This is a genomic window from Oryzibacillus soli (genome assembly GCF_051594765.1).
GTDB lineage: Bacteria > Bacillota > Bacilli > Paenibacillales > NBRC-103111 > Paenibacillus_AR.
This window is the reverse complement of the sequence record NZ_JBPPGJ010000002.1, coordinates 330,885-353,281: the sequence shown is the minus strand read 5'-3', so window position 1 is coordinate 353,281 and position 22,397 is coordinate 330,885. Positions and strand designations below refer to the sequence as shown.

Annotated in this window: 16 protein-coding genes; 9 read left to right on the top strand and 7 right to left on the bottom strand. The window is 60.1% G+C overall.

All coding sequences use genetic code 11. The features are described from left to right. Positions 1-102 precede the first annotated feature (102 nt). Positions 103-3,435: an ATP-binding protein gene (locus ACSEXW_RS03515; RefSeq protein ID WP_438444707.1), complete on the bottom strand. Its 3,333-nt coding sequence runs from the start codon at positions 3,433-3,435 to the stop codon at positions 103-105. Continuing rightward, positions 3,432-3,791 carry a response regulator gene (locus tag ACSEXW_RS03510; RefSeq protein WP_438444706.1) on the bottom strand — a complete coding sequence of 120 codons (360 nt, stop codon included), beginning with the start codon at positions 3,789-3,791 and terminating at the stop codon, positions 3,432-3,434. Before ACSEXW_RS03510 ends, ACSEXW_RS03515 begins: the two co-directional genes overlap by 4 nt. A gap of 289 nt (positions 3,792-4,080) precedes the next feature. Here ACSEXW_RS03510 and ACSEXW_RS03505 point away from each other — a divergent pair, with 289 nt between their 5' ends. The 4 genes from ACSEXW_RS03505 to ACSEXW_RS03490 all read left to right on the top strand — a co-directional run bounded on the left by ACSEXW_RS03505 (position 4,081) and on the right by ACSEXW_RS03490 (position 12,406). After that, entirely contained in the window at positions 4,081-4,779 is a 699-nt protein-coding gene (locus ACSEXW_RS03505) for a response regulator transcription factor (protein ID WP_438444705.1), read from the top strand. A 164-nt stretch (positions 4,780-4,943) separates the two neighbouring features. Further along, entirely contained in the window at positions 4,944-9,536 is a 4,593-nt protein-coding gene (gltB, locus tag ACSEXW_RS03500) for a glutamate synthase large subunit (RefSeq protein WP_438444840.1), read from the top strand. A 78-nt stretch (positions 9,537-9,614) separates the two neighbouring features. After that, positions 9,615-11,099, top strand: coding sequence for a glutamate synthase subunit beta (locus ACSEXW_RS03495; RefSeq protein WP_438444704.1), 1,485 nt, complete (start codon positions 9,615-9,617; stop codon positions 11,097-11,099). Between the two features lie 104 nt (positions 11,100-11,203). After that, the gene (locus tag ACSEXW_RS03490) at positions 11,204-12,406 is read left to right on the top strand and encodes a class I SAM-dependent methyltransferase (RefSeq protein ID WP_438444703.1); all 1,203 of its coding nucleotides are present in this window, start codon (positions 11,204-11,206) and stop codon (positions 12,404-12,406) included. Positions 12,407-12,416: 10 nt separating this feature from the next. On the opposite strand, the gene ACSEXW_RS03485 is transcribed toward ACSEXW_RS03490, so the two are convergent. Both ACSEXW_RS03485 and ACSEXW_RS03480 read right to left on the bottom strand, forming a co-directional pair. Then, complete coding sequence (locus tag ACSEXW_RS03485; protein WP_438444702.1) at positions 12,417-13,112, bottom strand: response regulator; 696 nt, start codon at positions 13,110-13,112, stop codon at positions 12,417-12,419. A gap of 42 nt (positions 13,113-13,154) precedes the next feature. Next, positions 13,155-14,354, bottom strand: a complete 1,200-nt coding sequence (locus tag ACSEXW_RS03480) for a sensor histidine kinase (RefSeq protein ID WP_438444701.1) — start codon at positions 14,352-14,354, stop codon at positions 13,155-13,157. A 247-nt stretch (positions 14,355-14,601) separates the two neighbouring features. Here ACSEXW_RS03480 and ACSEXW_RS03475 point away from each other — a divergent pair, with 247 nt between their 5' ends. The 4 genes from ACSEXW_RS03475 (at position 14,602) to cls (ending at position 18,953) form a co-directional block, all read left to right on the top strand. After that, the gene (locus tag ACSEXW_RS03475; RefSeq protein WP_438444700.1) at positions 14,602-15,525 is read left to right on the top strand and encodes an ABC transporter ATP-binding protein; all 924 of its coding nucleotides are present in this window, start codon (positions 14,602-14,604) and stop codon (positions 15,523-15,525) included. Beyond that, on the top strand, positions 15,518-16,459 hold the full coding sequence (locus ACSEXW_RS03470; RefSeq protein WP_438444699.1) for an ABC transporter permease: 942 nt from the start codon (positions 15,518-15,520) through the stop codon (positions 16,457-16,459). The genes ACSEXW_RS03475 and ACSEXW_RS03470 overlap by 8 nt, the downstream gene beginning before the upstream one ends. Positions 16,460-16,529: 70 nt before the next feature. Then, positions 16,530-17,447, top strand: a complete 918-nt coding sequence (locus tag ACSEXW_RS03465) for a CPBP family intramembrane glutamic endopeptidase (RefSeq protein WP_438444698.1) — start codon at positions 16,530-16,532, stop codon at positions 17,445-17,447. Between the two features lie 78 nt (positions 17,448-17,525). Beyond that, positions 17,526-18,953 carry a cardiolipin synthase gene (gene cls / locus ACSEXW_RS03460; protein ID WP_438444697.1) on the top strand — a complete coding sequence of 476 codons (1,428 nt, stop codon included), beginning with the start codon at positions 17,526-17,528 and terminating at the stop codon, positions 18,951-18,953. Between the two features lie 103 nt (positions 18,954-19,056). Here the strand turns inward: cls and ACSEXW_RS03455 are convergent, their stop codons facing one another. Genes ACSEXW_RS03455 through ku form a run of 3 tightly spaced genes read right to left on the bottom strand, consistent with a single transcriptional unit; the run spans position 19,057 to position 21,867 of the window. Then, positions 19,057-19,968: a DNA polymerase domain-containing protein gene (locus ACSEXW_RS03455; RefSeq protein WP_438444696.1), complete on the bottom strand. Its 912-nt coding sequence runs from the start codon at positions 19,966-19,968 to the stop codon at positions 19,057-19,059. A 24-nt stretch (positions 19,969-19,992) separates the two neighbouring features. Further along, positions 19,993-20,931 carry an ATP-dependent DNA ligase gene (locus ACSEXW_RS03450; protein ID WP_438444695.1) on the bottom strand — a complete coding sequence of 313 codons (939 nt, stop codon included), beginning with the start codon at positions 20,929-20,931 and terminating at the stop codon, positions 19,993-19,995. A 6-nt stretch (positions 20,932-20,937) separates the two neighbouring features. Next, positions 20,938-21,867: a non-homologous end joining protein Ku gene (ku, locus tag ACSEXW_RS03445; RefSeq protein WP_438444694.1), complete on the bottom strand. Its 930-nt coding sequence runs from the start codon at positions 21,865-21,867 to the stop codon at positions 20,938-20,940. Positions 21,868-22,096: 229 nt separating this feature from the next. Here ku and ACSEXW_RS03440 point away from each other — a divergent pair, with 229 nt between their 5' ends. Further along, complete coding sequence (locus tag ACSEXW_RS03440; protein ID WP_438444693.1) at positions 22,097-22,276, top strand: H-type small acid-soluble spore protein; 180 nt, start codon at positions 22,097-22,099, stop codon at positions 22,274-22,276. Positions 22,277-22,397 lie beyond the last annotated feature (121 nt).

The window sequence follows — 22,397 nt, the reverse complement described above, 5'->3', positions numbered from 1 at the left end:
ATTCCTCTCCGCAGCTTCTGCCTTCTTTGGAACCAGTCCTAAGCATAGCATGTTTCGGAGGGCTTGAATATCGGCCTTCGGTCAGGAAATAACAGGCGGCTGTCAACCGAACACGACGGTCAGTCCGTCTCCGTCCTCCACAATCCGTTCCGGAGCGAGCCCCAGCTTGGACAATTGAGCCGTCAGCGGAGTGGGGTCCTGTGGCGGAAAGCTGCAACGGAAGGCGGAATCCCCTTCCTGGACGGCACGGTTCAAGAGACGGAGCAGATCCCAGGCAGTGTAGATGCGGTTGACGTAGCGGGTCCGCTCCCGGTTCAGGGCAGGCCCGCCCCGGTCCATGGTCTCCAGGAAGAGGAGGGGAGGAGCCGAGCGGCCTCCACCGCGGAGCTCGGCGGTGAACTCCAGGCCGTTCATGAGCCCTGCGCCCAAGAGATCCGCGGCTACAGCCAAGGGTTTTCCATCCGTGCTGCGGATCGCCAGGAGCGCCTCTTCGAAGGAGCGCAGGGACAGGGTGGGAATGCCTTCTCCGGCTAGTGCAGCAGCCAGCTCCCGGCCGTATTCCTCATCCCGGGTGATCAAGAGCAGCTTGCCGTCCGCCCGGGGAATGCGATAGGCCGGCATCCATACGGAGAAGACACTTCCCGCCCCGTGCTCGGAGCGGAAGGTGATCTCGCCCTTGTGGGCCTCCACGATCTCCTTGACGATGGGCAGCCCCAGGCCGCTTCCTGCAATCTTGCGGCGGTCCGGGTGCTCCACGCGGTAGAACTTGCGGAAGATCTTGTCCTTGTCCGCTTCGGGGATTCCGAGACCCTCGTCGCTGACGTCGATGTAGACCATGCCGTTATCGTGCCGGACGGTGACGGTGACGGGACCGTTCTGGGGCGAGTACTTGAAGGCATTGCCGATAAGATTGAGAAGAACTTGCTTGAGCCGGTCCGTATCGGCCAGGAGCATAGCCGGCTCCTCCGGCAGCTCGAGACGGAGCCGCCGCTGGTCGGCCAGGCTCCAATGCTCGGCGGCTTGGGCCACCAGGTCCCGGACGTCCAGGGGAACGTAGAAGTAGCGCTGATGGCCGGCCTCCATCCGCTGGAGGTCCAGGAAGTCGTCCACCAGCCGGGACAGCCGCACCGCTTCGTTATAGATCGTGGCCGTGTACTGCTTCCTACGCTCCGGGTTAAGCTCCTTCTGGTTCATGATCTCGCTGAAGCCCAGAATGGAGGTGAGCGGCGTCCGGAGTTCATGGGAGATCTGATTGGCCAGGTCCTCCTTCAGCACCTCTTCCAGTTCCTCCTCCGTCCGGTCCCGGAAGACCAGCAGCCGGCCGCCGTCCAAACCGGCGTTATCCAGAATCGGCGCTGCATAAAGGGAATAGTGGAAGACCTGTTGACCGACGTTGTAGGAGAAGTTGCGCTGGAAGGACGCGTCGGCGGGATTCTTCTGCAGGAAAGCTTGAAGTCCGTCCAGGATGAGCTTGGCAGGTTCGGGATCCAAGCCGGGCAGCTTGCCGAACAGCTCCTGGATGGTGCCGGCATGGGAGCAGCAAGCTCCGAAGAAGTCCTTCAGCCGGCTGTTGGCGAATAGAATGGACCCGTCCGAGCCGCAGAGCACCATTCCCTCCCGGGTCGCCTCCAGGATGCTCTGGGTAATATTGCGCTGCATCTCGATCTGCTCCTTCTCCTGGGCCAGCTCGAAGCTGAGCTGCAAGAGCGCATCCTGGGAGCGGAGCATCTCCGTGATGTCGGAGGCGATACCGTCGATCCGGACGGTCCGGCCGGTGCTGTCGCATACCCGCCAAGAGCGGTCCTGAATCCAGCGGAGCGTGCCGTCGGGATGATGAATGCGGTAGCGGAGCGTGGCGTGACCCGTGGCCTGCCGGCTGGGACTGTTGAGATACCCGATGACGAAGGGGCGGTCTTCCTCGTAGATCAGCATATTGACCCAATCCGGTCCGGAGTAGAAGTAGTCCTCCGAATATCCGTACAGGTCCGCGCAGGCGGGACTTACATAACGCAGCTCTCCGGTCCGGGCGTCGATGGACCAGACCACATCCTTGATATTGGTCAGGATGCCGTCGAGCCTGTTGCGCTCCTGCTCCAGCTCTACGGTCGTATCAGCGGCGTGCCGGGCCAGCTGGAGCTGGCGATGCTCCATTTCATCGAACTGGCGGTTCAGCTCCTCGGCCATGAGACTCAAGGAGGAGGAGAGGGTATGGATCTCCTTGAACCGGCTGTCGGGCCACTCCGGGCGGTAGCCGGTGCCCATCCGGGAAGAGAAGGCTCCCGACTGCTCCGACAGCAAGACGAGCTTCTTGGTCAGTCTGCGGCAGACGGGGAAGATGATGATGGAGGCCAGACCCGTCAGCAAGTAGACCATGGCCAGGCTTTGGGACAGATCCTGATAGATCTGGTTCCAATACTTGTCGGCGGGAAGGGAGGCCACGATCTGGTAACGGGTGTCCCCCGTTCGGTCGGCCTTAATGTAGTAGTAGGATTTCAACCGCTGCTGAATACGACTGGTGGATCCGGGCTGAGGCGACCAGAGGGCGACTTGGCTGTTGAGCCTACGAATCGATTCTCCCTTCAGACCGGGGGACAAATAGGCCGGTGGGGAAACCTGCCAGCCGTCACCTCGCATAATCCGCTCCGGATGCTCCCGTTCGATGAGATAAAGCGTATATTCCGGCGTACGGGCGGCGAAGGCGGTGAAGACGGCTTCGCGGTCTCCGCTCTCGGCGTCCAGGTGTTTGTTCAAGGTGGCTGCCACATGCTGGAGACGGCTGATCACGCTGTTCTCCGAGCCCTTGATCTGCTTCGAGCTGGTGTAGGTCATCTGGATGAGCATTCCCGACAGCAGGAGCACAATCATCAGATTGGACAGCAGCTGCGTCAGGCTCAGCATCGGGGAGGCGGACCTGACGGCGGAACGCTCCCGGTACACCGGGCTGAGCTGCTGCAGGCGCCCGTGGAGCCAAGGGATCAGGATGGCCGCCACCGCAGCACTCATTAGTCCGTTCACGCTGAACTTGAAGAGGACGAAGAGAACGCTTGCGTGGGACACATGAAGAAGCTCCTTATAGATGAAGCCTACCAGAAGAGGGCCGGGTAGAAGCCAATAGACCAGCACAGACAGGGTCAAATCCAGCCTTCTGCGTGTGGTCAGCCAGGCAGTGAAGGCGGCTTCCGCCCCCAGGATAAGAAAAGCGTACGGATGCGACCAGTAGAAATAAGAAGGCAGGGAGCCTGCCACCGCGGCGGCGATGCCCCAGAACGGACCGAACAGGGCGGTACCGGTGAAGGCGAAGAAGCCTGCGGTAAGGAATTCGACGCCGAAAAGCAGCCTGACCGGGAAGAAGCCCGACAATCCGGCCAGGATGACAAGCAGGGCAGGCAGCAGAAAGGGGAGAGGCCGCTTCACGCTGAGAAGACGCGCCGTCATCTCGGCCTGGCGTTGGCCAATGCGGCCAGGAAACGGTTTTGGTCCACGGGCTTGACCACGAAATCATATGCGCCGGAGTGAATGGCGTCCTTCACCATGACCGCCTGGCCCATGGCGGAGGTCACCAGTATTTTGGCGGTGGGATCCAGCTCCCGGATCTTCTTGGTGGCGACGATGCCGTCCATGATGGGCATGGTCAGATCCATCGTCACCACATCCGGCTTGCAGCGGCGGAATTCCTGCACGGCCTGCTCGCCGTTGGCCGCCTCGCCGACCACCTCGTACCCGGCCTCCTCCACGATTTTTCGAAGCACCATACGCATGAATGCGGCGTCGTCTACGATGAGTACCTTCATTCTGCAAGCCCCTTTCTTCCATCTATAGTCGGAAGCCTATGATTATTCGCCATTTGGCAACAAAAACCGCCCGATTCTCGGGAAAAAGTCTTGTCTAAGCCTATGGAAATGAGATAGCATGAAGATAAGCTGTCTCTATTATCCGGTTTTGGTTTTAGGAAAGTTTAAGAAAAGTAATAGAGAAATGTTAGAAATGCGTTAAAAACACCGGATTAGTCCGGTGCGGCCGTGCAAATTCGAGGATGGGCAGGCAGGATTTTCATCCCAGGGGGAAAAGGAGAGCGGGGCCATGGCCAAGGTGCTCATAGTAGAGGACGATCAGAGCATTGCGGAGATGATGACCATTTATTTGGAAGAGGAAGGATATTCCGTCGCTACCGCTTCGGACGGGGCAGAAGGCAAGCATCTGCTCCAGGAAACCGACCCTGATGTCATCATCCTGGATGTAATGCTGCCGGATACGGACGGCATTACCTTGTGCGGCGAGATCCGGTCCGTGTCGCTGAAGCCGATTCTGATGGTATCCGCCAAGAAGGAAGTGTCCGATCGCGTGAACGCGCTTCTGGTCGGGGCGGACGATTACCTATGCAAGCCGTTCTCCATGCGGGAGCTGGCAGCTCGCTTGACGGCCTTGCTCCGCCGCTCGTCGATGGCGCCCGCGGCCGAAGCGGCCGCAGCCAAGGAAGTGCGTCAGAGCGTGCAGGTGGATATGGTCCGCCGCTGTCTGTATGTGGAGGACCGGGCGGTGGAGACCACCTATTCCGAGTTCGAGATCATGAAGCTGCTGTGGCTTCATCCGGGCAAGGTGTTCAGCAGGGAAGAGCTGCTGAACAAGATCCGGGGGCTGGACACCTACGTGACCGAGCGTTCCGTGGATGTCCACATCACCAACCTCCGCAAGAAGATCGAGTCCGATCCGAAGAATCCCAAATATGTAAGAACGGTCTGGGGCGTCGGCTACAAATTCGTCCCGGATGGAGAATCGTGAAGCGCTTACAACAATCTGATTTTTCGATTGTTTTCAGAACATTTTTAAATTGATTCAGCTGACATGTGGTGTTAAAATTAAAAAAATATAATCGAGACACCCGTGCCGAAACAATAATTTTTATCGGTTCGGCCCAAAAAACGTGAAGGAAAGGTTGCACAATGATGACCCAGAATGGATTGCCTCCCAAGCAGGGACTGTATGACCCGCAATACGAGCATGACGCTTGCGGCATCGGTTTTGTCGCCGACATCAAAGGCCGCAAATCCCATGAGATTGTTCGCCAGGCGCTTCAAGTGCTCTGCAATTTGGACCACCGCGGCGGACAAGGCTGCGAGACGAACACCGGCGACGGCGCCGGCATTCTCATGCAGATTCCGGATGCCTTCTTCCGCAAAGCGGTAACCGCTCACGGCTTCGAGCTTCCGGAAGCCGGCAAGTACGGCGTCGGTATGGTCTTCCTGCCCCAGGATGCCGAACTCCGCGCCCAAGCGGAAAGCATGCTGGAAGGCTTTATTCAGGAAGAAGGCCAAACGCTGCTCGGCTGGAGAACGCTGCCCGTAGACAACTCCTCGCTGGGCAACTTCGCCAAATCTGCGGAGCCTTACGTCCGTCAGGTCTTTATCGGCGCCAACGGCCCCCTGAAGGATGCCCTGTCTTTCGAGCGCAAACTGTATGTCATCCGCAAGCTCGCGGAGAACGCCGCGAGATCTTCCGTTTACAAGAACGCCTTCTACTTCTCCAGCTTATCCAGCCGGACCATTGTTTATAAGGGCATGCTGACTCCCGACCAAGTCGATGCCTATTATTTGGAACTCCAAGACCCTGCCGTTGTTAGCGCGCTCGCTTTAGTGCACTCCCGCTTTAGTACGAATACCTTCCCGAGCTGGGAGCGTGCGCATCCGTACCGCTATATGATCCATAACGGCGAGATCAACACCCTGCGCGGCAATGTGAACTGGATGCATGCCCGCCAGGCCATGTGCGACACCGACCTGTTCGGCGACGATCTGTCGAAGATATTGCCGATCATCGATAACGAGGGCTCCGACTCCCAGATGTTCGACAACACGATGGAATTCATGATGCTGTCCGGCCGTTCCTTGCCGCATGCCGCCATGATGATGATTCCGGAGCCGTGGTCGAAGCATGAGGGCATGAGCCCCGAGAAGCGCGCCTTCTACGAATACCACAGCTGCCTCATGGAGCCGTGGGACGGTCCGGCGGCCATCGCGTTCACCGACGGCTCCATCATCGGCGCCGTGCTGGACCGCAACGGACTGCGTCCTTCCCGCTACTACGTGACGACCGACGACATCATCGTACTGGCCTCCGAGGTAGGCGTGATGAACCTGGCTCCGGATAAGATTGCCCGTAAGGACCGCCTGCGTCCGGGCCGCATGCTCTTGGTTGACACGGTGGAAGGCCGCATCATCTCCGATGATGAGATCAAGGACCGCATCATTAACGAGCATCCGTACCAAGAGTGGCTGAAGGAGCACCTGATCAGCCTGAGCGATCTGCCGGCCGCGCCGGAGCTGCCGAAGGCGGACCACAAGACCGTAACCCAGCGCCAGCAGGCTTTCGGCTACACCTATGAGGGCATCCGCAAGTTCCTGGAGCCGATGGCCAAGACCGGCGTCGATCCGATCGGATCCATGGGCAACGACGCCCCGCTGGCCGTACTGTCCGAGAAGCCGCAGCTGCTGTACAACTACTTCAAGCAATTGTTCGCGCAGGTCACCAACCCGCCGATCGACTCCAACTTCGAGGAGATCATCACCGCCCAGGAAACCACCATCGGTCCCGAGCGCAACCTGATCAAGCCGGAGCCGGAGAGCTGCCGCCAGATCCGCGTGCCGAGCCCCATCCTCTCCAACGAGGACCTGGCCAAGTTCCGCCATATCCAGCGGGAAGGCTTCCAGTCCCAGGACCTGCCGATTCTCTTCCGTGTGAATCAAGGCGGGGAAGGTCTGGAGCAGGGCATGGAGGAGCTCTACGCTGCAGCCGACAAGGCGATTGCCGAAGGCGCCAACCTCTTGATCCTGACCGACCGCGGCATTACCGAAGAGCTGGCCGCCATTCCGGCGCTTCTGGCCGTATCCGGCCTGCACCACCATCTGATCCGCGCCGGGACCCGCACCAAGGTCAGCCTGCTGCTGGAATCCGGCGAGCCCCGCGAAGTGCATCACTTCGCGCTGCTTCTGGGCTACGGCGTCAGCGCTGTCAATCCGTACCTGGCGTTCGAGACGCTGGACGATATGATCAAGACCAACATGCTGACGGACGTCACCTATGAGAAGGCGGTCTACAACTACCTGAAGGCCGGCATCAAGGGCGTGACCAAGGTGATGGCCAAGATGGGCATCTCCACCGTGCAGAGCTACCGCGGCGCCCAGATCTTCGAGGCCGTTGGCATCAGCCAATCCGTCATAGACAAGTACTTCACCTGGACCGCTTCCCGTATCGAGGGCATCGATATGGCGACCATCGCCAAGGAAGTGGAGCTTCGCCATAAGAAGGCCTACACCGCCCAGGAAGGTCGCGACCGTGTCCTGGAGAGCGGCGGCCAGCTTCAATGGCGTGCCGAAGGCGAGGAGCACATGTACAACCCGGAGACCATCTATACGCTGCAGACCGCCTGCCGCACCGGGGACTACGGCTTGTACAAGAAGTACTCCAAGCTGATCAACCGCGACGACGAAGTGAAATATACCCTCCGCAGCCTGATGGAGTTCAAGAAAGAGCGCCGTTCCATTCCGCTGGACGAGGTGGAGCCGCTGGAATCCATCTTCAAGCGCTTCAAGACCGGCGCCATGTCCTTCGGCTCCATCTCGAAGGAGGCGCATGAGGCGCTGGCCATCGCGATGAACCGCATCGGCGGACGCAGCAACACCGGCGAGGGCGGCGAGCATCCGGAGCGCTTCATTCCGGACGCCAACGGCGATTCCCGCCGCAGCTCCATCAAGCAGGTGGCTTCCGGACGCTTCGGCGTGACGAGCAACTACCTGGTGAACGCGGACGAGATTCAGATCAAGATGGCGCAGGGCGCCAAGCCGGGTGAAGGCGGACAGCTGCCGGGCCGCAAGGTGTATCCTTGGGTTGCGGAAGTCCGCGGCGTAACCGCAGGCGTGGGCTTGATCTCGCCGCCGCCGCACCATGACATCTACTCCATCGAGGACCTGGCGGAGCTGATCCACGACCTGAAGAACGCCAACCCGCGTGCCCGGATCAGCGTGAAGCTGGTATCCGAGGTGGGTGTAGGCACCATCGCCGCAGGCGTGGCGAAGGGCAAAGCGGACGTCGTGCTGATCTCCGGCTATGACGGCGGCACCGGCGCATCGCCGCAAACCTCCATTCACAACGCAGGTCTTCCGTGGGAGCTCGGCCTGGCCGAAACCCATCAGACGCTCCTGCTCAACAACCTGCGCAGCCGGGTCACGGTGGAAACCGACGGCAAGCTCCTGACCGGCCGCGACGTCGTCGTTGCAGCACTGCTGGGCGCCGAGGAATTCGGCTTCGCGACCACGCCGCTGATCGCACTGGGCTGCGTCATGATGCGCGTGTGCCACCTGGACACCTGTCCGGTGGGCATCGCGACCCAGAATCCGGAGCTCCGTGCCAAATTCGCCGGCGACCCGCAGCATGTCGTCAACTTCATGACGTTCATCGCCGAAGAAGCGCGCGAGCTGATGGCGGAGCTGGGCTTCCGGTCCATCGAAGAGATGGTCGGACGCACGGACGTGCTGGAGACCGCCCATGCGGAGAATCATTGGAAAGCCAAGGGCTTGAACCTGTCCGCCCTGCTTCACCAGCCGGAGGTTCCGGCCGATTATGGCAGCTATTGCCAGATGGAGCAGGACCACGGCCTGGAGAAGTCTCTCGATATGAAGGAGCTGCTGTCTGTATGTAAGCCGGCTCTGGAGAATAAAGAGAACGTCCATGCGATCATGCCGATCAAGAACGTGAACCGCGTCGTCGGCACGATCCTGGGCAGCGAAGTGACCCGCCGTTACGGGCTGGAGGGCCTGCCACACGACACCATCCGCCTGCACTTCAACGGCTCCGCCGGACAAAGCTTCGGCGCCTTCGTACCGAAGGGCATCACCCTGTCCCTGGAAGGCGACGCCAACGACTACGTGGGCAAAGGCCTCTCCGGCGGCAAAATCGTCATCTTCCCGCCCGAGCGCTCCTCCTTCGTGCCGGAAGAGAACGTCATTATCGGCAACACGGCCTTCTACGGCGCCACCGACGGGGAAGCATACATCCGCGGTGTGGCCGGCGAGCGGTTTGCCGTTCGGAACTCCGGCGTGCGCGTTGTCGTCGAGGGTGTAGGCGACCACGGCTGTGAGTACATGACCGGCGGACGCGTGGTCGTACTGGGCCCGACCGGCCGCAACTTTGCCGCAGGGATGTCCGGCGGTGTGGCGTTCGTGTATGACGCCGACGGCACCTTCAAGAGCAAGATCAACAAGGAAATGGTCTTCGTCGAGAGCCTGACCGAGCAGTATGAGGTCAACGAGGTCAAGCTGATGATCCGCAACCATGTCAAATATACCGGCAGCTCCGTAGGCCACCGGATTCTCGACAACTGGGAAGAGAGTGTCTTCAACTTCGTCAAGGTCATTCCGCAGGATTACAAGCGGATGTTCGAGTCCATCGAGAAGGCGAAGCTGACCGGCTTGAACCAGGACGAAGCCATCATGGCCGCATTCAAGGAAAACATGAGCAGCGCCGCCCGCGTCGGAGGCAACTAAGCCCAGCATGGCTTGGAGCGGATGGAGAGCCGATCGGCTCTCCGGCCGTTCCGGGCGTATAACCTTAGGAGGAGAATCATGGGAAAACCAACAGGTTTTATGGAATACAAGCGTGAACTCCCGGCTGACGAAGCTCCGTTGTCGCGGATCGGCCATTTTGGGGAATTCCACGAGCACATGTCAGAAGATAGTCTTCGCACCCAGGGCGCACGCTGCATGGACTGCGGCATTCCATACTGCCACACCGGCAAGCTTCTGAACGGCATGGCAGCCGGCTGTCCGGTTCACAATCTGATTCCGGAATGGAACGATCTGGTGTACCGCGGCATGTGGCGCGAAGCGCTGGACCGTCTGCACAAGACCAACAACTTCCCGGAGTTTACCGGCCGCGTCTGTCCGGCGCCCTGCGAGGGCTCCTGCACCGTCGGTCTGAACGACAGCTCCGTGACCATTAAGAACATCGAGTACTCCATCATCGAGCACGGCTTCGAGCACGGCTGGGTTAACGCCGAGCCTCCGAAGACCCGCACCGGCAAGAAGGTGGCGGTGATCGGCTCCGGTCCCTCCGGCTTGGCTGCGGCGGCCCAACTGAACAAAGCCGGGCACACCGTCACGGTCTTCGAGCGTGCGGACCGCGCCGGCGGCCTGCTCATGTACGGCATCCCGAACATGAAGCTGGACAAAAAAGTGGTTCAGCGCCGCGTAGATCTGCTGGCCGAGGAAGGCGTCACCTTCGTGACCAATACCGAGGTGGGCAAGGACTACCCCGTTGAGAAGCTGAAGGCCGAATTCGACGCCATCGTGCTCTGCGGCGGTGCCACCAAGGGCCGTGACCTTCCGGTGGAAGGCCGCGACCTGAAGGGCATCCACCTGGCGATGGAATTCCTGCACAAGAACACCAAGTCCCTTCTGGATTCCAATCTGGAGGACGGCGAATACATCACCGCAGCCGGCAAGGACGTCATCGTCATCGGCGGCGGCGATACCGGTACGGACTGCGTGGGCACCTCCCTGCGCCACGGCTGCAGCTCCGTGTACCAGTTCGAGATCATGCCGAAGGCTCCGGAAGGCCGGGCCGGCAACAACCCTTGGCCGGAATGGCCGAAGGTGTACAAGATGGATTACGGCCAGGAGGAGGCTGCGGCCAAGTACGGCGGCGATCCCCGGCAGTATCTGATCTCCACGAAGAAGTTCGTGGGCGATGAGAATGGCCACGTGAAGGAAGTTCATACCGTTCTCATCGAGTGGAAGAAGGATGCCAACGGCCGGTTCGCACCGGTCGAGGTTCCGGGCAGCGACCGTGTGTTCCCGGCGCAGCTTGTGCTTTTGGCCCTGGGCTTCACCGGTCCGGAGAACCAGCTCTTGGACCAGCTGGGCGTCGAGAAGGATGAGCGCTCCAATGCCAAGGCTGCTTACGGCAAGTATGCCACCAATGTGGAGGGTGTCTTCGCTGCCGGCGACATGCGCCGCGGCCAATCTTTGGTCGTCTGGGCCATCAACGAGGGCCGTGAGGCGGCACGTGAAGTGGACCGCTTCCTGATGGGCGCCACCAACCTGCCGTAATCGAATCTGTTGCAACTGACTGTCCTTTCGCCGTGGATTCGGCGAAAGGGCATTTTTTTTGTATAATGAACCCATCGGATGATAGCGGGAGGGTACGAACAAGAATGGACAAGCTGAAGGAATTGGCGGAACGGCTGTGCGGCGAGGGTAAGCTGGTGCAGGCGGTATTAAGCGGTCCCCGGTCGAAGACGCCGGAGGCGCCGAGCAAGATCAAGATCAAGCCGCTCTTGCTTAAGGGCGATCGGGTATATCAGTTCGAACGTACGGTGGGGGCTAAGGTCTTCCACGAGAACGTGGCGCCGGAGGAAGCGGGAAGCAGGCTGGCGGATTGGCTGGCCGGGGCCTTCAAGCAGGGGCTGCTGCAGACCGCGGAGGCGGACTACCAGGTGCTGGTGGACAAGAAGGGCAAGGTGTCCATCCTGGAGCGGGGCGCCACCAAGCAGGAGGCGGAGCTCACCCATAACCGGAAGAAGCATTACGTGCTGGAGGAAGGCACGCCCGTGCCGTTTCTGGTGGAGCTGGGAGTGATGAACGCCCAGGGCAAGGTGCTGGCGCAGAAGTATGATAAGTTCCGCCAGATTAACCGCTACCTGGAGATGATCGGAGACATCGTTCCCCATCTGAAGAAGGACCGGAAGCTCCGGATCGTGGATTTTGGCTGCGGAAAATCGTACTTGACCTTCGCTCTGTACCACTATCTCGTGTACATCCGCAAGCTGGATGTAGAGATTATCGGACTAGACCTGAAGGAGGACGTCATCACCCATTGCTCCGCCTTGGCCGGACAGTTCGGTTACGCAGGACTTCGCTTCCAGGCGGGGGACATTCAGGATTACCGCGACGAGCAGCCGGCGGATATGGTGGTGACGCTCCACGCCTGCGATACGGCCACGGATGCGGCGCTGGAGAAGGCGGTCCGGTGGAACGCCGACGTCATTCTGTCCGTGCCCTGCTGCCAGCATGAGCTGAACCGTCAGATCAAGAGCGAGACCCTGTCTCCGATGCTGAACCACGGGATCATCAAGGAGCGTCTGGCGGCGCTGGCCACCGACTCGATCCGGGCCCATCTGCTGGAGCTGGTCGGCTACAAGACCCAGCTGCTGGAGTTCATCGACATGGAGCATACGCCCAAAAACCTGCTGATCCGTGCGGTCCGCCAGACCTCGGCGCCTTCGCCGAAACAACAAGAGAAACTGTCGGAGGCCTATAAGACCTTCAAGCAGTTTCTCCATGCGGATCCTTATCTGGAACGGGCCTTGCAGGACAAGCTGGCTCCAATTCTCGGCACTCCCGCCGGCAGGGAGTAGATTGGCTTCATCACAGCATACCTTCATCCTGGGCCTTCTTCGTAGCCTGGATGCGGTCGCGCACGTCCATCTTGGAATAGATGCTAGAGATATAGTTCTTCACCGTGCCCTCCGAAAGGAACAGCTTCTCCGCAATCTCCCGGTTGTTCAGTCCGTCGGAGATGCAGTGGAGAACCTGGAGCTCGCGGTCGCTTAAGCCGTAGGCCGAGCCCCCGCCGCCCCGGACCGCTGCTTCCTCGGCGGGACCGCCGGATGCTGCGGGGGCGCTGCTTTCCTGCCGGCCGCCCTGAAGGCGGTTGACCAGCATCTTGGCGATGTCCTGGGGGATGAGCGTCCCGCCTCGGTTCACCCACTTGATCCCGGCAGCCAGATCCCGGGGATGGATCGCCTTCAGCAGATAGCCTTCGGCGCCTGCACTCAAGGCGTCCACCACATAGGCGATCTCCTGGAACGTGGTCAATATGATCACGCGGATGTGGGGCCACTGCGCCTTGATCCGGCGGGTGGCTTCCACTCCGTCCATCTCGGGCATATGGATATCCATCAGCACCACGTCAGGCTGGTGCTCTGCGCACAGCTCCACGGCCATCCGGCCGTTCTCCGCCAGGCCGACCACCTGGATATCCGGATCCATGTCGAGTACGATATGCAGACTTTCCCGGATCAGGTCCTGATCATCCGTTAAGAGCAGCTTAATTTCCTTCATCCTGCATCCTCCTTCGATATGCGAATTCCATCTGCAAGCGGCTTACCGGCGGATCGGGATCCGGCAGCGCACCTCGGTTCCCCGGTCCCTGGAGGAGGTAACCTCCAGACTGCCCTGGAGGGCATCAAGACGCTCCCTCATGGAGTTCAGGCCGAAGCCGGCCTCCAGCTGCTCGGAGCCGATGCCGTCATCGGATACCGTGAGCCGGACACCTCCCTCGAGATACGCCAGCGTCACGTAGACCGTTGCGGCCTGCCCATGGCGCTTGGCATTCGTCAGCGCCTCCTGCAGGCATCGGATCAGCGTCAGCTGCACCTGCTTGGGCAGCTCGAACTCCGTTCCTTCCTGCTGGATGCCGATCTTGGTGCCGGTATGGACGGCGAACTCTTGAGCCAGGTGGGAAAACTGCTGCAGGAAGGTTCCTTCCTCTTCCTGGGGAGCGATCTGGTGAATGCTGCGCCGAACCTCCTCCAGGCCGTTGCGGGTCACCTGGCGCAGCACCTCCAGCTTATCCTTCGCCTTGTCGGGAGCCGTATCCATCAGATAGGACACGGCATCCATGCCCATGACGACGGAGGTGAACGTATGTCCCACCGTGTCGTGAAGCTCCCGGGCCATCCGGTTCCGCTCCTCCAGAAGCGTCAGCTTTTCGACCTGGTTGGCATACTGCTCCAACGCCTTATTCTGCTCCTGGATGAGCCGGTACTGCCGCAGATTCTCCTCATACAGCTTCTTCACCCCATGGGTGGAGAGCCACATCCGCTGGATGCCGTAGCCCAAGGCGAACAGGGAGCCCAGGCTGACCATATGGTTGAAGAGATGGGCGAATTCGACCGGTTCGTCCATGAGCAGCAGATTCTCCGCAACGGGTAGCGCAACGAGGAACAGCACCATATTGAAGGGAAGCAGCTTGCCCCTGGAGTGGAAGGCGATCAGGAGCAGCATGACCGTGACGATTCCGATGAATTCGCGGCCATTCAGGTAGATCAGGTACATCTCCAGAGAGCCGCAGGTGGCAAGTACGACGAAGGGCAGAGCCAGCCGGTTCGTATAGTAGGGCCGCCAGACGGCCAAGGTCGCGAAGTAGGAGACCAGGACCCACCCGGCCACCAGAAATCTCATCCCCAGACTTCCCATTCCGGCCTCGGTGAAGATGAACAGGATCCCCATCCCCAGCCAGGAGGTTAAGATGCCGAACAAGGCCCAGTCCACCCACTGCCATGCCCTGCGTTCGATGACCATATGACGCCGTTTCCCCTCTCGATTGAAACCTATGGATTCGAAAACCCGTTATAATGGTAATTGTCCATTTCATTGTACTTCAGAACGGCTGAATCCTAAAGTGATTACAGTCATGTGACTCCGAGCATGACCCGGCGAAGAGGCCTTCATATGACTTGACGTGTCAGATTAATGACCGGAGGGACTATGCAAACCGCTTCAGAAAAGCTATGATGAGTGACAGGAATTGGGATTTGGAGGGGAAGAAATGAGCGAACCCATCGTTCAGCTTCACAACGTGACCAAACGGATCGGCTCCAAAACGATTATCGACAAGCTCAGCTTCGAGGTCCCCCGGGGAGAGGTGTTCGGCTTCCTTGGCCCTAACGGAGCGGGCAAGACGACCACCATCCGGATGATGGTCGGCCTGATGTCCATTACCGAAGGGGATGTGCTGATCGGAGGTTACAGCATCACGGATCATTTCGAGAAGGCCATCAAGCAGGTGGGGGCCATCGTCGAGAATCCGGAGATGTACAAATATTTGTCCGGGTGGAACAACCTGAAGCATTTCGCCCGGATGGTGCCCGGGATTACCAAGCACCGGATCCAGGAGGTTGTCGCTCTGGTCGGCCTGCAGAACCGGATCCACGATAAGGTGAAGACCTACTCCCTGGGTATGCGTCAGCGCTTGGGGGTAGCTCAGGCCCTGCTGCACAAGCCTGCGCTCTTGATTCTGGATGAACCGACCAACGGCCTGGATCCTGCGGGCATCCGGGAGCTGCGGGATTACCTCCGGCGTCTGGCCAAGGAAGAAGGCATCTCCGTCGTCGTCTCAAGCCATCTCTTGTCGGAGATGGAGCTGATGTGCGACCGGGTGGCCATCATCCAGAACGGCAGGCTGGTGGACGTACGTTTGATCAAGGACATCATGCAGGAGGAGCAGCGGTCCTCCGTCGTATTCGAGGTATCCGACGTGGAGGAGGCCCGGCAAGCGCTCTCCCAGAATCCGGGCGGATTCCCGGCGGAGGTTCAGCAGGGCGGCATCATCCTCCAACTGGACCGGGAGGAGATCGCCGAGGTTACGGCGCTGCTCGTTCACGCGGGAATCAAGATCTATGCCATCAAGCCCGTAGCGAAGTCGCTGGAGGACAAATTCTTGGAAATGACGGGAAGTGATCAGATTGCTTAATCTCATCCAGAATGAGAACATGAAGATCTACCGCCGTCTCCGGACTTGGATCCTGGCCGGCATCCTGGTGACCCTGGTGGTCGGGACCTCCCTGATCACCAGGTCTACCGCCAACCGACACAACGAAGGCTGGGAGGCCGAGGCTCGGAGCAGCATCGCCTTGAGCGAGCAACGGTTGGCCGACCGGGCGGATATGCCGGACCTGGCCAAGGAGGAGATGCGGCGGACCATCGCCGTCAACCAATACCGATTGGACAACGGCATTCCGCCCTCGAACCAAACGCTCTGGGGCGTGGTACTGAGCATGTCCGAATGGATCCAGATCGTGACCATCTTCACGGTGGTGGTGGCGGCGGATATTGTGGCGGGCGAGTTTACGGCAGGCACCATCAAGCTCCTGCTCATCCGACCGGCCAGCCGGTCCAAAATCCTGATGTCCAAATATTTGGCCACCATCGGCTTCTCCATTCTGCTGCTGGTCACCCTGTTCGGCACCACGTTCATCTTGAACGGCTTCCTGTATGGCTTTACGGATGTGGGCTCGCCCTATCTGCACGTGGACGCCTCCATGAAGGTGCAGGAGAGCAGCATGCTGCTGCACGCCTTGAATACCTATGCACTGAAATGTGTGGAGCTGATTATGGTCGTAACCCTGGCCTTCATGATCTCCACGGTGTTCCGGAGCAGCTCCTTGTCCATCGGCTTGTCCCTGTTGATGCTGTTCCTGGGTCAGGCGATCACGCTGTTCTTTAGCCAGTGGAGCTGGGGAAGGTTCTGGCTGTTCTCCAATACGGACCTGACTCAATACCTGGAGGGGAAGCCTATGTTCGACGGCATGACCATGTCCGCCTCCATCGCCATCCTGCTGGTATATTTCATTGTGTTTAACCTGCTGAGCTGGTCCATCTTCAACAGACGTGACGTGGCGGCTTAGGAAGAATCCCCGTTCGGGGGTTCTTTTTCATATCCGTTGATTCTTAGCGGCAGAGAGATCGGAGGGTGTTATGGGAAGACAGACGAAGAAGATCGCAGAGATTGTGGGCAAGGTCGTGCTCCTCCTGGTCATGGCCTTCGCGGCAGTTATGGCGGTTATGCTGGTCATCGGCGTGGTCGTGGCGCTGCAGCATGTTCGCTCGGGCGGAAGCGTGGGAGACGGGGGAATTAACCTGTCGCCGGGGAGATGGTCGACCTTCGTCCAGCCCGTGTGCTTTATCGCGGCGCCGCTGCTGATGTACCTGAGCTTCGAGCGCAAGAGAGGCTGGAGCATGGGAGTCAAGCAACCGCTGCCCTTGGCTTGCCGGAGGTTGGGGGAAGGAATGGGATGGGGCGTCTTGCTCATCACGATATCCTTTGCGGGGATCGGTGCGGCGGGAGGCTACCGGCTCATCGATGCGGGGGTCCGTGCCGGAGAAGGAGGAGGGCTGGCAGTCTGGTTCCTGCTCTTCATCTTCGTCGCCATCAACGAGGAGCTGATGACCAGGGGCTATGTCCAAGGGCTGATCCGGTACCATTACGGCCCCTGGCCCGCAGTGGCGGTGACCTCGCTGCTCTTCGCCTCCTTGCATCTGGGCAATGACGATATTCTCCAGAACCCGGTTCCCCTCTTGGAGCTGTTCGCAGCCGGCGTTCTGCTCGGCGTCTCGAGAGAGGTGTCCGGTGGGCTGTGGATGCCTATCGGGCTGCACTTGACCTGGAATTTCTTCCAGGGGAACGTCTACGGCTTCGCCGTCTCCGGGAAGCCGGTGGAATCCTTCATCCGCCTGGAGGCACGGGGGGCCGAATGGTTGTCCGGAGGAGGCTTCGGCGCGGAGGGAAGCCTGATCACCCTGCTGGTTACGGCTGCAGGCACCTGGATGGTGTACCGGTGGTACTCCCGACGGACTGTAGGGAGGAACATGGGCCAGGAGAGGGGCTTCTACTGAAAACGGCGGTTTCGGGGAACAATGGTAATCCGGAGGACCCCATTCCAGCATGAGCTGCATGAAGGAGGGAGCTGGCCCATGGTTTGGATCGTTGTCATCCTGATTCTTTTCATCTTCCAGATCATCACGATACTGGTCTCGGAATTCCGCCATCCGGAGAAAACGGTGGCCTGGCTGGCCGTCCTCTTCATTCTCCCCGTGATCGGCTTCGTCATGTATTATTTTCTGGCCAAGAGCTACACGCGGCGCCGGATCGTGAAGCGCAAGACCCACCGGCTCATGATGGAGATGCGGAGGGATCTGCAGCGGCTCTCCCGCCTGTTGAAGAAAGGCTCCCGGGGCTCCAGGGCCATCGAAGGGGACGAACGGCTATTCGGCCTGCTCAGCAACCTTCCGGGAGCACCCATAACCAAGTGCAACGAAGTGGAGTTCTACTACAACGGCTGTGATACCTTCGAAGCTATCCTCCAGGCTATGGAGGAGGCGCGAGATCATATCCATATGGAATATTACACCTTCCGGAACGACGAGACGGGACGCCGCTTCATCGATCTGATGACCAGGAAGGCCGCGGAGGGGGTGAAGGTCCGGTTTCTCTACGACGGAATCGGCTCCTTGGATATGCCGGACCGGACCGTCCGCTTGCTGGAGGACGCGGGGATCGAGACGGGCTGCTTCCTGCCGCCGCTCTTCGCCTTGGCCGATAAGCGCTTGAACTACCGCAATCACAGGAAGATCGTGGTGGTGGACGGACTGACCGGCTTTCTCGGGGGTATCAATGTCGGAGATGAATACGTGGGCCGGAACCCCAGATTGGGCTACTGGAGGGACACCCACATGAAGGTGGTGGGGGATGCCGTGTATTACCTGCAGAACACCTTCATTCAGGACTGGTACTTCGTCAAGGGGGACCTGCTGCACGACGGACGCTACCTGCCGGAGCACGAGTGCATGGGCGAGGATCTGGTCCAGATCGTCAACAGCGGGCCGGACGCCCATTGGGACACCATCCTGGAGGTGTATTTCTCCGCTGTGGCCACGGCGAAGAACAGGCTGTACATCACGACCCCTTACTTCATCCCGGAGCCGGGCATCCGTCTCGCCCTGAAGACGGCGGCCATCAGCGGAGTGGATGTCCGGATCATTCTGCCCAAGATCCCCGATACGCGGATCGTACACTGGGCCTCCTTGTCCTACCTGGAGGAGCTGCTCCAGTCAGGGGTCCGGTTCTACATGTATGCCAAGGGCTTCATTCACAGCAAGATGCTGATCGTCGACGACAAGATGGCCACGGTGGGCACCGCCAATATGGATATGCGGAGCTTCTTCAGCAACTTCGAGCAGAATGCCATCCTGTTCGACCGGCATCTGATCCAGAAGCTGGAGCGTCAGTTCCGGCTCGACCTGAAGGAATGCGAGGAGGTGGCCTTGTCCGAATTCGAGCGCCGCTCCCGGCTTCAGAGAGGCAAGGAGATCCTGGGCCGGATGCTGTCGCCGCTGTTCTAAAGGCCCCCGCTCCACGCCAAAACGTCCCGGTTCCCCCGCATTCAGCGCGGAGCCGGGACGTTTTGGCGTGGGGGGAAGACCGTCCTGTGACGGTCCCATACCCTTACCCTTGCCCGAGAATAGCCAACACCCGGTCCAGCGATTGGGGAGGCACCCGGTCGATCAGGTCGCCCATGCGGGCCAGCCGCTCCTCGATGTTCAGGAGATGGAAGTCCCGAGGATCGCAGCCGGACTCCACTTCCTGCCATAGAAGCGGGGTTGACAGGGTGGCTCCGGCCCGAGCCCTCGGAGTATAAGGAGCGGAGAGGGTCTTGCCGAACCAGTGCTGGAGGTAATCCACGTAGATCAGATCGCCCCGGTTCTTCTTCAGACGCTCGATGGTGAAGAGACTCGGGTGGGTCTCCACCAGGTAGTGTCCGACAAAATGCCCTACCGCCCTCAGCTGCTCGAAGGTGTAGCCCTTGCGGATCGGGACATAGATCTGCACGCCTGTGGCACCGGAGGTCTTGGGCACCGATTGGATCCCCATCTTGTCGAGGGCCTCGCCGACCAGACGGGCGGCCTGCATGATTCGGGGCTCCTCCTCCAGGCTCGGATCGATGTCGATGAGCCATTCGGCCGGAAGCTCTTCGCCGATGTAATGCAGCGACGGGTGGAACTCCAGGCAGGCCAGATTGCCCAGCCAGACCAGCGTGGGGATGCTGTCCAGGACCACATAGTTAATGCCCTGGAAGGGAGCCGTCCGGACGAAGGGGGGGAGGGGATCCGGCGCGTTCTTCTGGTAGAAGAACTTCGGGTCTCCGGCTCCGTGCGGATACCGGATGGTGGTCAGATACCGGTTGCGGGTGTACTTCAGCAGATACGGGGCCAGAGCGATGAGCTTCTGCAGGTAGAGGAGCTTCGAAATCCCCATCTCCGGGAAGAGCGGCTTATCCGGATTCGTAATGGTCAGCTCGTGGCCTTCGATGACAACCGTGCCTTTGGTGGTGCGGGGCTTCACACCGGTACCGGCCATGCGGGATCCTCCTCTCTTATCGCATCATGCTTCGTCACCGGGCAGCTCCACCAGCTTCGGATGCCTCAAGAGGCCGGCGTCCGTCACCTCGAGACCGGTGACCCTGCAGCGGAAGGGCTGCGCGAGCCAGCCCAGCTTCACGCCCTTCAGGTCGGAGGGGAGCGTAGCGAACGGCCGGTTCCCCGGTCCGTCCTCCTTCAGCTCCCGCTCCATCAGACGGCGCTTCGAGGCCTCGGTCAGCCCCAGGGACACCCGCCCGAAGTAGTAACCGTCGGACGCCATGACGAGGCTGGCCAGACGGCCTTCGTTGAAGGTGTAGCCCAGAATCTCGACGTCCAGCACCAGAGCGGTCTTCTTCTTGAACCAGTCCTTATGCTTCTTGCCCTCGCGGTAGGGGCCGGACAGCCGCTTGGCGACGATGCCCTCCCAGCCCCGTTCCTCCACCCATCCCCACAGCGCGCGATGGTCCGGGAATAGATCAGTAACGAAGAGCCGCTCCCGCTTCTCGGGAAAAAGACGCAGGAGCTCCTCATGACGCTCCCGGTACGGACGGTTCCGCCAATCCTTCCCTCCGGCGTGGAGCACGTCGAAGAGCACGAACTGGACGGGATCCGCGGTCCCGGCCTGTTGAATGGTGGCTGAGGTCCGAAGCCGCTCCCGCTGGAGCACCTTCTGGAAGACGGGCCGCCCCTTGGCCGTATCGAAGACGACAACCTCTCCGTCCAGGAGGAAAGGGCCCTCCAGCTCGGACAGCACCCGGACCAGCTCCGGGTAAGCGCTGTTCTTCGGCAGGAGCCTCCGGGAGAAGAGCTCCACCTGCCCCCGGTCGATCCGGGCCAGCATGCGGACGCCGTCCCACTTCAGCTGATAGCCCCAATCGGGTCCCTCCGGGACCTCGTCTACGGCGATGGGCTTCATCGGATCTGTGGGCAGAACCATATGGGTTCGGTGTAGGATGGACATGCCGCGCTACACCGTCTCTTTCACCTTGCGGGGCCGGCCGCGCTTCGGTTTGGCCTCGTCCGTGCCTGTTGCAGGGGCCGCTTCGTCCGCTCCACTGGCTGCAGCAGCCTTGCGTTCCGTGCCTCCGGCTGGCTTCTTCCCCGCAGCCGCGGGCTCCGGAGCGGCGGATTTGACCGCATCCAGGCTGGCCTGCAGGGCGGACATAAGGTCGATGACGTTGGTCTTCTGCGGGGTGTCGGGGGCCACCCGGATATCCTCGCCCGCCACCTTGTGGCGGATGGCCTCCAGGACGGCGTCGCGGTATTCGTCCGTATATTTTTCCGGTTCGAAGGGTGTGGACAGCTGCTCGATGAGCATCTTGGCCATGGTCAGCTCCTTCTCGTTCACCCCGGCATTCTCCGGCAGGTTGGGCACCTGGGAGACGGGCCGGATCTCATCGGGGTAGAAGATGGTTTCCATGGCCAGGCAGCGTTCGATAACCCGGATGGCGGCCAGACTGCTCTTGGAGCGGATGGATACCTTGGCGATGCCGATCTTGCCGGTTTCGGTCAGGGAGCGGAGCAGCAGGTTGTAAGCATTGGAGCCGGTATCCGCGGGGGCCAGGTAGTAGGTCTTCTGGAAGTAGACCGGATCGATCTCCTGGAGGTCCACGAAATCCAGAATCTTGATCTCCTTATTAGCTTCGCCGCCCAGCTGCTCCAGCTCCTCCTTATCGAAGAGGACGAACCGGCCCTGCTCGTATTCATAGCCCTTCACGATGTCGTTCCACTCCACCTCCGTGTCGCACGTTTGGCACTTGCGGACGAAGTTCAGCGGGGTGGAGCAGGCTTTGTGCAGCATCCTCATGGAGATGTCCTTATCCTCCGTGGCACTGAACATCTTGACCGGCACATGGACAAGCCCGAAGCTGATGGCGCCTTTCCAGACGGTATGCATGGAGTCCGTCCTCCTTTTTTTAGGCGGCCGAGGGGCCGCAGGAATGGGTGAAGCACGATTATCCTGTTCATTTTATGAAGCCGAAGCCGCGATCATGAATGAGACTTTCGCATTTCGGAGAAAACTGTATGGGAAGTTTATGCAGCCCTGCAAATATCCGTTGGTAACAGTGTGGCCAAATGAGGCGGATATTAAAAGTTGAGGAAGAGGAATGGGAGGAGGGGAACCTATGGATGTGACACGCGCCAAGGAGATCATCGGCCTGGATCAGACCATCGACGTGAAGCTGGACGGCGTACCGGTCTGGATTGACAGCGTAGACACGGGCAGCGGCAGCGCGACGGTGCATGTGAAGAACAACCCGAACAGCAAGAAGACCGTATCCGTTCAGGAGCTTCAAGAGATTTAACCCCGTATGGGTACAAAAGTGGGCTGTCCACCGCAAGCGGAGGGCAGCCTTTCTATTTGCCGCGGGCCGGGAACCGCTCGGCAGGGTTTTATTCTATGAAGGCTGTGCTATAATAGGTTGA